General features: G+C 69.8%; 10 protein-coding genes. All 10 read right to left on the reverse strand.

Annotated elements, in window-relative coordinates; translation table 11 throughout:
• Nucleotides 1-386: 386 nt before the first annotated feature.
• The 10 genes from FG99_RS19430 to FG99_RS19470 all read right to left on the reverse strand — a co-directional run bounded on the left by FG99_RS19430 (nucleotide 387) and on the right by FG99_RS19470 (nucleotide 12,093).
• A complete protein-coding gene (locus FG99_RS19430) occupies nucleotides 387-1,901 on the reverse strand; it encodes a sensor domain-containing diguanylate cyclase (protein WP_043271902.1) in 1,515 nt (504 codons plus the stop codon).
• 99 nt (nucleotides 1,902-2,000) lie between these two features.
• On the reverse strand, nucleotides 2,001-3,698 hold the full coding sequence (locus FG99_RS19435; protein ID WP_043271903.1) for a PAS domain-containing hybrid sensor histidine kinase/response regulator: 1,698 nt from the start codon (nucleotides 3,696-3,698) through the stop codon (nucleotides 2,001-2,003).
• Entirely contained in the window at nucleotides 3,682-4,845 is a 1,164-nt protein-coding gene (gene ercA, locus FG99_RS19440) for an alcohol dehydrogenase-like regulatory protein ErcA (RefSeq protein ID WP_043271904.1), read from the reverse strand. Before ercA ends, FG99_RS19435 begins: the two co-directional genes overlap by 17 nt.
• Nucleotides 4,846-4,926: 81 nt before the next feature.
• On the reverse strand, nucleotides 4,927-6,759 hold the full coding sequence (locus FG99_RS19445; protein ID WP_043271905.1) for an alpha/beta hydrolase family protein: 1,833 nt from the start codon (nucleotides 6,757-6,759) through the stop codon (nucleotides 4,927-4,929).
• Between the two features lie 2 nt (nucleotides 6,760-6,761).
• Nucleotides 6,762-7,907, reverse strand: a complete 1,146-nt coding sequence (pqqE, locus tag FG99_RS19450; protein WP_043271906.1) for a pyrroloquinoline quinone biosynthesis protein PqqE — start codon at nucleotides 7,905-7,907, stop codon at nucleotides 6,762-6,764.
• Entirely contained in the window at nucleotides 7,879-8,157 is a 279-nt protein-coding gene (gene pqqD, locus FG99_RS19455) for a pyrroloquinoline quinone biosynthesis peptide chaperone PqqD (protein ID WP_043271907.1), read from the reverse strand. The genes pqqE and pqqD overlap by 29 nt, the downstream gene beginning before the upstream one ends.
• Complete coding sequence (gene pqqC / locus FG99_RS19460) at nucleotides 8,157-8,903, reverse strand: pyrroloquinoline-quinone synthase PqqC (protein ID WP_043271908.1); 747 nt, start codon at nucleotides 8,901-8,903, stop codon at nucleotides 8,157-8,159. Before pqqC ends, pqqD begins: the two co-directional genes overlap by 1 nt.
• A 12-nt stretch (nucleotides 8,904-8,915) precedes the next feature.
• Nucleotides 8,916-9,830, reverse strand: coding sequence for a pyrroloquinoline quinone biosynthesis protein PqqB (gene pqqB, locus FG99_RS19465; protein WP_043271909.1), 915 nt, complete (start codon nucleotides 9,828-9,830; stop codon nucleotides 8,916-8,918).
• A 47-nt stretch (nucleotides 9,831-9,877) separates the two neighbouring features.
• A complete protein-coding gene (pqqA, locus tag FG99_RS31475) occupies nucleotides 9,878-9,949 on the reverse strand; it encodes a pyrroloquinoline quinone precursor peptide PqqA (RefSeq protein WP_003106462.1) in 72 nt (23 codons plus the stop codon).
• A 623-nt stretch (nucleotides 9,950-10,572) separates the two neighbouring features.
• Nucleotides 10,573-12,093 carry an acetaldehyde dehydrogenase ExaC gene (locus FG99_RS19470; RefSeq protein ID WP_043271910.1) on the reverse strand — a complete coding sequence of 507 codons (1,521 nt, stop codon included), beginning with the start codon at nucleotides 12,091-12,093 and terminating at the stop codon, nucleotides 10,573-10,575.
• Between the last annotated feature and the right edge of the window lie 100 nt (nucleotides 12,094-12,193).

A 12,193-nucleotide genomic window follows, 5' to 3' on the forward strand; every position in this document is an offset into this window, starting at 1 on the left:
CCGCCAGCCTCTACCCCTCGGCCCGGGTGCTGTTGCCCCGGGGCTGAGCGACAGCGAAACCCATCACCACAACCGCACGGGCGGGCACGGCTTCTCGTAGGCGCGAGCTTGCTCGCGAACGGTGCTTACCGGCGACAGCGGTGTTTCGGGTTGACCCCGCCCCCTCACCCCAACCCTCTCCCGGAGGGAGAGGGAGCCGTCCGGCGCGAACGAGAAATTCGGCGTCAACTGTAGGAGCGGGCCCTGCCCGCGATTTCGCGCGCAGGGCGCGCTCCTACATGGGAATGGCGTGGGTGGGGCAGCGTAGGAGCGGACCTTATCCGCCCTACAGATTTTCGATGGGGTTGAGGCTGGAGTGGAGGTTGAGAATCCGTAGAAGACCACCCTCACCCCTCCAGGCGCTCCACCTCCAAGCGATTACGCCCACCAGCCTTGGCACGATACAGAGCCCGGTCAGCAGCATTCACCAACTGCCACTCCTGCCCCCCCGCCACCGTAGCCGGAGCAGTGGCCAGGCCGATGCTGGCAGTAACCACCCCAAAGGGACTCTCACGGTGCGCCAGCCGCTCACCCGCCAACCGCTGCAGAAAGGCCCTAGCCACCGCCTCAGCGCCAGCGCTATCAGTGCTGGGCAGAATCACCGCCAACTCCTCGCCACCGTAACGCGCCACCAGGTCCCCCGGTCGCCGCACGCAGGCCGCAAGCAACCCGGCCACCACTTGCAGACAGTCATCGCCAGCCTGGTGCCCGTAGCTGTCGTTGTAGCGCTTGAAGTGATCGATATCGACCAGCAACAGCGACAACGGCGCGCCCTCGCGGGCACAGCGGCGCGCCTCGGTGGCCAGGGTTTCGTCGAAACTGCGGCGGTTGGCCAGCCCGGTCAGCGCGTCCTGGGCTGCTAGCACGCGCAACTGGTCGTTGGCCCGCAGCAGTTCCTCGCGGGCGGCGGCGAGCTGGCGGCTGGTGCGGGTGCGCTGGCGGATGTCGATGAGCAGGCGCTGGCCGGTCAGGCCGAGCACCGCCAGCAGCACCAGGACGATGCCGGCGTTGAGCTGGGCCTGCTTGCGCCAGTCCTGCAGGGCCTCCGCCTTGCTCAGCGCCACGGTAGTCACCAGCGGGTAGTGGTCGTTGCGGCGGAACACGTAGATGCGCTCCACGCCGTCGAAGCGCGAAGTGCTGCTGGCACTGCCGGAGTCGGCGTGGCGCAGGTAGTCGGTGAACAGCGGCGAGCCCGACAGGTCGCGGCCCAGGTCGGCCTCACGGAAGGGATAGCGCACCAGCAGCTGGCCGTTGCCCTGGCTCAGGCTCATGGCGCCGTGCTGGCCGATGTCCAGGCGGCCGAACAGGCTGAGGAAGTTCTCGATGCCGAGGGTGGTGGCCACCACGCCGGCGAAGCTGCCGTCGGGGTGGTCGAGGCGGCGGCTGACGGTGATCACCCACAGGCCGCTGGAGCGGCTGCGGATCGGCGGGCCGATGAAGATGTCCCGCGAGGGGTTGTCGCGGTGGTGGATGAAGAAGGCGCGGTCCGCGCTGTTCGCCCCCGGCGGGATGGCGCCGTGGGAGAGCAGCAGCCAGCGGCCCTGCGCATCGAACAGCGAGATGCCGACCACCTGGCTGAGCACCTTCTGCTGACGCTCCAGCAGCCGCTGCAGGCGCGCCAGCTGCGCGGGGCCCAGGCCGTCGCTCTCGATGCGGTCGGCCAGGTCCAGCAGCAGCACCTCGCACTGGCGCACCACGCCCTCGGCGTAGGAGTCCAGCGCCTGGGAGAGGTTGAGCATGTCGGTGTTCACTTCGCCCAGGGTGCGCTCGCGCGCCGACCAGGTCTGCCAGGCGGTCAGCAGGGCCAGGGAGACGCAGATCATGAACAGCAGCAGGGAGGCTACGCGGGTATCACGCTTCACGACATCACGGGCTCGACGCGGGGTAATCCGTAGCGGACGGCATGGCCCGCGCAGCGGGTATTCTAGCCCGCGTGGGCGAATCCGCCCATGACCGGGCGGTCAGGCCGGCGTATCGAGCAGCGCGCTGAGCACCGCGCGCAGCTTGCCCGGCTTCAGCGGCTTGTTCAGCTGCGGGATGCCCAGGCGCTGCAGGGCGCGGCGGCATTCGTCGCTGCGGTCGGCGCTGATCATCACCGCGGGGATCTCGCGGCCGTAGTGGCGGCGCAGGTCGCGCACCAGCTCGCAACCGGTGGCGCCGTGGTCCAGGTGGTAGTCGGCCAGTATCGCCTCCGGCGGTTGCGAGCCGAGCAGCGCCAGGGCGGCGTCGCGGTCGGTGGCCGTGAGCACCTCGCAGCCCCACTGGCCGAGCAGCGCGGCCATGCTGAAGAGGATCGAGGTTTCGTTGTCCACCACCAGCAGGCGCCGGCCCGGCAGCGGGTCGCCGGTGCTAGGGCGTGGCGCAACATCGCCGCCGGCGCGCGGCGGCAGCGCCTCGGCCAGGGGCACTTCGAGGGCGAACAGCGAGCCGCGCCCGGGCACCGAGCGCACCTGCACCGCGCAGCCGAGCAGCCCGGCGATGCGGTCGACGATGGCCAGGCCCAGGCCCACGCCCTGGCGCTCGGCGGCGCGGCCGGTGTCGAGCTGGTTGAATTCGAGGAAGATCGCCTGCAACTGGTCCGCCGGGATGCCGCGGCCGGTGTCCCACACCTCCAGGCGCACGCTGGCGCCGCGCCGCCGTGCGGCCAGCAATACGCCACCGCGCCCGGTGTAGCGGCAGGCGTTGCTGAGGAAGTTGCGCAGGATCCGCGACAGCAGGCGCGCATCGGTGCGCACCGAGAGATTGGGGATGCGCACGCGCCATTGCAGGCCGGACGACAGCGCCACGCTTTCGAACTCCGAGGCCAGCGGGCCGAGCAGTTCGTCCAGGCCATGCACGTCCAGGTCCGGGCGGATCGCGCTCTGGTCCAGGCGGGCGATCTCCAGCAGGTCGGTGAGCAGGTTCTCGGCGCCTTCCAGGGCCTGGTGGGTGCGTTCCACCAGTTGCTGCTCGGCGCCCGGCAATTGCCGCTCGCGCAGGGTGGCCACCAGCAGGCGCGCGGCGTTTAGCGGCTGCAGCAGGTCGTGGCTGGCCGCCGCCAGGTACTTGTCCTTGCTGTGGTTGGCCGCCTCGGCGGCGTCGCGCGCCTCGCGCAGTTGCTGGTTCAGCGCTTCCAGCTCGCCGGTGCGTTCGGCGACGCGCTGCTCCAGTTCCTCGTTGAGGGTCTGCAGGCGCTGCTGGGCCAGGATGCGTTCGGTGATGTCGGCGACGAAGCCTTCCACCAGGCCTTCTTCGTCGGGCTTGAGCAGCAGGTTCATGAGCACGTCGACGTGGCTGCCGTCCTTGCGCAGCAGGCGCGTCTCGTAGCCGAACAGCCCGCCCTGCTCGCGCAGCAGGTCGCGGATGCGGCGCATCTCCGCCTCGCCGCCGGCGAACAGTTGCGTGGCCATGTCCTGCAGGTTCCACAACACCTGCTGCGGGTCGGCGTAGCCGAGCATCCGCGCCAGGGCCGGGTTGGCCGCGCGCAGGCCGTCGCTGAGGCTGGCCTGGAAGATGCCGTGCACGGCGTGCTCGAACAGCCACTTGTAGCGGTTGCGCTCGGTTTCCAGCTCTTCCAGGCGCGCCAGCAGCTCGGGGTAGTGGCTCTTGCGCGTGGAGTGGCTGCCCAGGCCGAGCAGCGCCGCCAGGGCGTCCTGCTGCGGCTCAGAGGGCCTCGCCATAGACCACCTCGACGTCGCGCTGGCTGGATTCGCGGGGGTTGGTGAGGATGCACGGGTCCTGCATGGCGTGGCGCGACAGGAAGGGTATGTCGGAGATGCCCACGCCGTGCGGGCCGAGGGTCTCGTGGAAGCCCACGGCGCGCTTGAGGGCGATCAGGTGCTCGACCAGGCGCTGGCGGATCTGCGCGTGGCCAAGCCCGCGGCAGTCGATGCCGAAGGTCTCGGCGATGACCTTGAAGCGCTCCGGCGCGGCGTTGTAGTTGAAGGCCACTACGTGCTCCACCAGCACCGCGTTGCACAGCCCGTGGGGCAGGTCGAGGTAGCCGCCGAGGCTGTGGGACATGGCGTGCACCGCGCCGAGGATGGCGTTGGAGAAGGCCAGCCCGGCCTGCATGCTGCCGAGCATGATCTTCTCGCGCAGGGTGATGTCGTCGGGGTTGGCGATCATCTGCACCAGGTTGCCATCGATCAGGCGCATGGCCTCCAGCGCGTGGCTGTCGGTGAGCGGGCCATGACCGGTGGAGACGAAGGCCTCGATGGCGTGGACCAGGGCGTCGATGCCGGTGCAGGCGGAGAGGAAGCCGTCCATGCTCAGGGTGGTTTCCGGGTCGATCAGCGACACGTCGGGCACCACCGCCTTGCTCACCACCGAGAACTTCATGCGCTCGTCCTGGTTGGAGATGATGACGAACTGCGAGACGTCGGCCGAGGTGCCGGCGGTGGTGGGGATGAGGATCAGCGGCGGGCTGGGCACGCGCAGCTTGTCGACGCCCTCGAACTCGAGGATGTTGCGGCCGTGGGCGGCGACGATGCCGATGCCCTTGGCGCAGTCCATGGGGCTGCCGCCGCCGACCGCGACTATCACGTTGCAGCCCTCGCTGCGGTAGATGTCGGCGCCGCGCATCACTTCTTCCACGCGCGGGTTTGGGGATACGTCGGTGTACAGGCAGTGCTCGATGCCCTGCCCGGCCAGGCTGGCCTGCACGTCGGCCACCCAGCCGGCGGCGAGCACGCCGGGGTCGGACACCAGCAGCACCTTGCGGGCGCCGAAGGTCTTGGCGTAGTTGGCGACGGTGTGCCGGCAACCGGCACCGAAGATGATCTCTGGCGAGACGAATTTGCGCAGCAGGCTGAGGTCGTGGCTCATGGGGTGCTTGTTCTTGTTATGAAATATTTCCGCGAGCCTACTGCATCCTGCGCTGATTGCAATGCGACCTTGGCCCGGCCGTCAGCCGCCCAGCAGCGCGCGGTAGAAGCGCCACTCGGCATCCAGCGCGTGGGCCAGGTTGGCCGCCTGTCGGAAGCCGTGGCGCTCGCCGGGGTACAGGTGGCATTCCACGGCCAGGCCGCGCTGGCGCAGGCTGGCGACCATGGCCTGGGTCTGCTCGGGCACCACCACCGCGTCCAGCTCGCCCTGGAAGAAGATCACCGGCGCCTGGATGCGCGCGGCGTGCAGCAGCGGCGTGCGCGCCCGGTAGCGGCGGGCGTCGCGTTGCGGGTCGCCGATCAGCCAGTCGAGGTAGTCGGCCTCGAACTTGTGCGTCACCCGCCCCAGCGCCAGCGGGTCGCTGACGCCGTAGAGGCTGGCGCCGCCGCGGAAGCCGCCGACGAAGGCCAGGGCGCAGAGCGCGCTGTAGCCGCCGGCGCTGGCGCCGCGGACGAACACCCGCTGGCGGTCGATCAGCCCGTCGGCGGCCAGTTGCACCACCGCCGCCCAGATATCCTGCACCTCCGCCCTGCCCCATTCGCCGCGCAGGCGTTCGCGGTAGGCGCGGCCGAAGTTGGCGCTGCCGCGGTAGTTGAGGTCGGCCACGGCGAAGCCGCGCTGGGTCCAGAACTGGATGCGCGCATCGAACACCGGGTAGCAGGCCGAGGTCGGCCCGCCATGCAGGAACACCACCAGCGGCGGCGGCCGCCCCGCCGGGCCGCGGCACTGGGCGTTGCGTGGCGGGTAGAAGAAGCCGTGGCCGCGCTCGTTGCCGGCCACCGGGTAGCCGAAGGGTTGCGGGCGCGACAGCTCGGCCTCGTCCAGCGGATGTTCGCCGCCGGCGATTACCTGCACCTGGCCACTCTCGCGGCCGATGGCCAGCAGCGCCGGCAGGCGGTCCTCGGCGGCGGCGATGCAGTAGCAGTGCCCGGCGTCGGCAGCCAGGGCGCGGAAGCGCGAGAAGTCCGGGGCCAGGCGCCGTTCGCTGCCATCGGCGGTGCACAGGATGAGCAGGCCGCGGCCTTCCTCGAAGCGGCTCAGCAGCATCTCGCCATTGGCCAGCGGCAGGTAGCTGCGTCCACCCAGTTGCCAGGGCGCCGGGGCGTGGTCGGCGGCAGCGAAGGCACCGGCCTGCCCGTCCTCGGCCTCGGGGCGCCACCAGCCGCTGCGGTCGCTGAGCCAGTGCAGGCGGCCCTGGTCGTCGAAGCGCGGTTGCTGGATGGATTCTTCGCCGCCCTCGCCTGCCAGGCAACACTGCGTGCCATCCCGCAGCAGGCACAGGCGCGTGGCGGTCCAGGGCTGTTGCGGGCGGTCCCATTCCACCCAGGCGATACGCGCCGCGTCGGGACTGGCTGTCGGTGCGGCGTAGAAGTCCGCGCCTTCGGCGATGACCTGGCGCGCACCATCGGCGTCCAGGCGCACGATGCGGTGGATCACGGCATCGTTCTCGCGGCTTTCCTCCACCGTCAGCAGCGCATTCCAGGCCGCCACGTAGTGCAGGTCGCCATAGCGGCACTGCGGGCGCGCGGTCAGCTGCCGGGGCGCCTCGTCGAAGCGCAGCCAGCGCACCTGCTGGTCGCCCTCCTCCACCCAGGCCACGCCCTCGGCCGTGGCGCAGCAGGCGCCGCCGCCGTATTCGTAGACGCGGCTGCGCGCCGAGGCACCGGGTGGCGTCAGTTCCTGTAGCGCGCCGTCGCGCCACAGGTACAGGCGGCAGCGCGCGCTGCGCGGCTCGAATTCCAGCCACAGCAGCCCGCCGTGGGCCGCGTGCAGTTCGGCGAAGTCGCGCCCCGCCGCCACCGCGCGCTCGGCGCTCCAGGCGCTGGGCCAGTCGCCATGGGCCAGGCTGCGCACCCTCAGGCCTTGCAGATCAGTTGCGAGGCGCGCTGGTTGCGCCAGGTCAGCTGGTCCAGGCCCAGCGGCGCTTCCTCGGCCTGGCGCCGGGCGTCGAGAATCTTCCCGTGGTGGGCCGACTTGGCGCACACCGGGTCGGTGGCGTCGGCGTCGCCGGTGAGCATGTAGGCCTGGCAGCGGCAGCCGCCGTGGTCGCGCACCTTCTCCGAACAGGAGCGACACGGCTCGGGCATCCAGGCGTCGCCGCGGTAGCGGTTGAAGCCGAAGGATTCGTACCAGATGTGTTTGAGGCTGTGCTCGCGCACGTTGGGGAACTGCACCGGCAGTTGCCGCGCGCTATGGCACGGCAGCGCGGTGCCGTCGGGGGTGACGTCGAGGAACACGCTGGCCCAGCCGCCCATGCAGGCCTTGGGGCGTTCCTCGTAGTAGTCCGGGGTGACGAAGATCAGCTTGCAGGGGTTGCCTTCGGCGGCCAGGCGTTCGCGGTATTCGTGGGTGATGCGCTCGGCGCGCTCCAGCTGCGCGCGGGTGGGCAGCAGGCCGGCGCGGTTGAGCTCGGCCCAGCCGTAGAACTGGCAGGTAGCGAGTTCGACGAAGTCGGCCTCAAGCTCTATGCACAGCTCGATGATCCGCCCGATGTTGTCGATGTTGTGCCGGTGGGTGACGAAGTTGAGCACCATCGGGTAGCCGTGGGCCTTCACCGCGCGGGCCATGGCCAGCTTCTGGGCGAAGGCCTTGCGCGAGCCGGCGAGCAGGTTGTTCACCTCCTCGTCGGCGGCCTGGAAGCTGATCTGGATGTGGTCCAGCCCGGCTTCGGCGAACTGCGCCAGGCGCGCCTCGCTCAGGCCGATGCCGGAGGTGATGAGGTTGGTGTAGAAGCCCAGCCCGCGGGCCGCGCCGATCAGCTCGGCGAGGTCCTGGCGCAGCAGCGGCTCGCCGCCGGAAAAGCCCAGCTGCGCGGCGCCCAGCTCGCGGGCCTGGCGGAACACCTCGATCCACTCGGAGGTGGAAAGTTCGCCGCCCTGCCTGGCGAAGTCCAGCGGGTTGGAGCAGTACGGGCACTGCAGCGGGCAGCGGTAGGTCAGCTCAGCCAGCAGCCACAGCGGCGGGCCGGCGCTTTCAGTGCAGCTCGATCCAGAATTGCGCATGGGCCACCTCGAGGAATGCCAGGATGTCTTCGTCGATGCCCGGCACGCCGGGGAAGCGCTTGCTCAGCTCGGCGATGATGGCCGCCACGTCGCGCTGGCCATCAATGCGCTGGAGGATTTCCCCGGCGCTGTCGTTGAGCTTGACCATGCCTTCGGGGTAGAGCAGCACGTGGCAGCCCTGGGCCGGTTCGAATTGCAGGCGGAAACCGCGGCGGATGCGCGGCACGCTGTCCAGCGCGGGCAGGCTCATCACAGCAGCCCCCTGTGCCAGATGCGCTCGCGGGTCACCGTGTGGTACGGCGGGCGGTCCAGCTCGTAGGCCATGCTCATGGCGTCGAGCATGCTCCAGAGCACGTCGAGCTTGAATTGCAGGATGTCCAGCATGCGCGCCTGGGCCTCGCGGGTGCGGTAGTGCTCCAGGGTGATGCGCAGGCCGTGCTCCACGTCGCGGCGGGCCTGGGACAGGCGGCTGCGGAAGTAGTCGTAGCCGGCCGCGTCTATCCAGGGGTAGTGCTGCGGCCAGGCGTCCAGCCGCGACTGGTGGATCTGCGGGGCGAACAGCTCGGTCAGCGAGCTGCTGGCCGCTTCCTGCCAGTTGGCGCGGCGGGCGAAGTTGACGTAGGCGTCCACAGCGAAGCGCACGCCGGGCAGCACCAGTTCCTGCGACAGCACCTGCTCGCGCTCCAGGCCCACCGCCTCGGCCAGGCGCAGCCAGGCCTCGATGCCGCCGGGCTCGCCGGGGCGGCCGTCGTGGTCGAGGATGCGCTGCACCCACTCGCGGCGAGTGTCGCGGTCCGGGCAGTTGGCGAGGATGGCGGCATCCTTCAGCGGGATGTTCAGCTGGTAGTAGAAGCGGTTGGCCACCCAGCCCTGGATCTGCTCGCGGGTGCAGCGGCCCTCGTACATGGCCACGTGGAACGGGTGGTGGATGTGATAGCAGGCGCCCTTGGCGCGCAGCGCCTGCTCGAATTCGGCGGGGCTCATGGCGGCGTTCATCGCGCGCTCCCTCTACAGGTGGATGGCCATGCCGTCCCAGGCCACTTCGACGCCGCGGGCGTCCAGTTCGGCGCGTTCGGGCGAGGCCGGGTCGAGGATGGGGTTGGTGTTGTTGATGTGGATGAGCACCTTGCGCGGCCCGGGCACGCCGTCCAGCACTTCGAGCATGCCGCCGGGGCCGCTCTGAGCCAGGTGGCCCATCTCGCTGCCGAGCTTGTCGCCCACTTCGCAGCGGCGCATCTCGTCGTCGCGCCACAGGGTGCCGTCCACCAGCAGGCAGTCGGCGCGGCGCATCCAGCCCAGCAGCGCCTCGTCCACCTGGCCCAGGCCGGGGGCGTAGAACAGTTTGCCGCCGCTGCCCAAGTCCTCGACGAACAGGCCGATGTTGTCGCCCGGGTGCGGGTCGTGGCGGTGCGGCGAATACGGCGGCGCGGCGCTGCGCAGCGGGATGGCGGTGAAGCGCAGGTTCGGGCAGGCGGGCACGGTGAAGGGCGCGCCGTCCAGCTCGATCAGGTGGTGGCGCAGGCCGCCGTTCCAGTGCTGCAGCATGTTGAACAGCGGGAAGCCGCTGGTCAGGTCCTGGTGGACCATCTGCGTGCACCAGACGTCGTGCGGGCAGCCCTCGCGCAGGCTGAGCAGGCCGGTGCAGTGGTCGATCTGGCTGTCCAGCAGGAGGATGCCGGCGATGGCCGTGTCGCGCACCTTGCGCGCCGGCTGCAGGGCCGGGAAGGCGGCGAGCTGGGCGCGGATGTCGGGCGAGGCGTTGCAGAGAATCCAGCGCTCGCCGTCGTCGGACAGGGCGATGGACGACTGGGTGCGCGGCTGCGCCAGCACCTGGCCGCTGCGCACGCCGTGGCAGTTGCGGCAGTTGCAGTTCCACTGCGGGAAGCCGCCACCGGCGGCCGAACCGAGAATACGGATGTGCATGACAGTGCCCCGTGGGCAGGGGCCCCGGAAGACCGGGGCCGGGTGGATCAGCGGTTGGCGAAGTACAGGGTCACTTCGAAGCCAAGGCGCAGGTCGGTGAAGCTAGGCTTGGTCCACATGGGTCTGTCCTCTTCTTGTTGGCCGGCGATTCCGGCAGGTCGAGTTAAACACCAGGGGGGAGCCCTCCGAATGATACTTTCGAAGGAGTTTTCCCCCTGATTTGGTAGGGAGGGGGATGGGTGTTGAGGGGGCTTTTTTGGGGATGGTGCCTCCCGGTTGCAGGGGTGCAGGCGTTGATGCCGTTCCCTCTCCCTAACCCTCGGCTGCGCGCCCCGCCCTGAAGGGAGAGGGGACCGTTCGGCATGCGCTGGTATTTCCGCGTTAGCCGGCTTGCACCGAGTGGCCGGCTGAAACCATCACTACTCTCGGCACGGACTAGCCCCCTCTCCCTTCAGGGCGGGGCGCGCAGCCGAGGGCTGGGGAGAGGGAGCGGAGTCACACCAAGACACCGCGATCACCGGGAAACACCCTTGCAGTTCCCTCCCAAAAACAAAAAACGCGGCCAAAGCCGCGCTCGACAGTCCCGCCGCGCCCGGAAGTGGGAGGGGCGCACGGGTCGCCCACGCTCGGGCGCATCGAAAAAAGGTGGCCCGGTGGAGCGCCGGGCGCGGGTGTTGAACACGCTTGCCGGAACCTGCCCGCGCCCCCGGATGGGGACGGGGTCGCGGGCGGCCGGTCTACCTCAGAAGAACCCCAGCGGGTTGACGTCGTAGCTCACCAGAAGGTTCTTGGTCTGCTGGTAGTGGTCGAGCATCATCTTGTGCGTCTCGCGGCCGACGCCGGACTTCTTGTAGCCGCCGAAGGCGGCGTGCGCCGGGTACAGGTGGTAGCAGTTGGTCCATACGCGGCCGGCCTTGATGCCGCGGCCCATGCGCCAGGCGCGGTTGATGTCGCGGGTCCAGACGCCGGCGCCCAGGCCGAACTCGGTGTCGTTGGCGATGGCCAGGGCCTCGGCCTCGTCCTTGAAGGTGGTCACGCCCACCACCGGGCCGAAGATTTCCTCCTGGAACACGCGCATGCCGTTGTGGCCCTTCAGCAGCGTGGGCTGGATGTAGTAGCCGCTGGCGAGGTCGCCGGACAGCCGCTCGCTCTGGCCGCCGGCCAGCAGCTGGGCGCCCTCGTTCTGGGCGATGTCCAGGTACGACAGGATCTTCTCGTACTGCTGCTGCGAGGCCTGGGCGCCGACCATGGTCTCGGTGTCCAGCGGGTTGCCGCGCTTGATCTGGGCGATCTTCTTCTGCACCTCGGCCATGAACGGCTCGAAGATCGACTCCTGCACCAGCGCGCGCGACGGGCAGGTGCACACCTCGCCCTGGTTGAAGAAGGCCAGCACCAGGCCCTCGGCGGCCTTTTCGATGAAGCTCGGCTCGGCGCGCATGATGTCGTCGAAGAAGATGTTCGGGCTCTTGCCGCCCAGCTCCACAGTGGAGGGGATGATGTTCTCCGCCGCGCAGTGGAGGATGTGCGCGCCCACCGGGGTGGAGCCGGTGAAGGCGATCTTGGCGATGCGCTTGCTGGTGGCCAGCGCCTGCCCCGCTTCCTTGCCGAAGCCCTGGACGATGTTGAGCACGCCCGGCGGCAGCAGGTCGTTGACGATCTCGGCCAGCAGCATGATCGACAGCGGCGTCTGCTCGGCCGGCTTGAGCACCACGCAGTTGCCCGCGGCCAGGGCCGGGGCCAGCTTCCAGGCGGCCATCAGCAACGGGAAGTTCCACGGGATGATCTGCCCCACCACGCCCAGCGGCTCGTGGATGTGATAGGCCACGGTGCTGTCGTTGATCTCGGCGGCGCCGCCTTCCTGGGCGCGGATGCAGCCGGCGAAGTAGCGGAAGTGGTCGGCGGCCAGGGGCACGTCGGCGTTCAGCGTCTCGCGCACGGCCTTGCCGTTGTCCCAGGTCTCGGCCACGGCCAGCTGTTCCAGGTGCTGCTCGATGCGGTCGGCGATCTTCAGCAGGACCCGCGAGCGCTCCTGCACCGAAGTGCGGCCCCAGGCATCGGCGGCGGCGTGGGCGGCGTCCAGCGCGCGCTCCACGTCCTCGGCGGTGGAACGGGGGAATTCGGCGATCGGCTGGCCGTTCACCGGGGAAGTGTTGGTGAAGTACTGGCCGAGCACGGGCGGTACGAACTCACCGCCGATGTAGTTGCCGTAGCGCGGCTTGAGGGTGACGACGGCACCGGGGGTTCCGGGTGGGGCGTAGATCATGGCGAAGCTCTCCTGTGGCGTCCCGGCGCACCAAGCCCGGGCCTTGCGGCGATCTTAGGCAGCGCCCTTGCCGGCCAGGAATGCGCCCATGGGCGTGAGG

Origin of the sequence: Pseudomonas sp. AAC (assembly GCF_000725445.1) — a bacterium.
In the GTDB taxonomy this organism is placed as follows: Bacteria; Pseudomonadota; Gammaproteobacteria; order Pseudomonadales; family Pseudomonadaceae; genus Pseudomonas; species Pseudomonas citronellolis.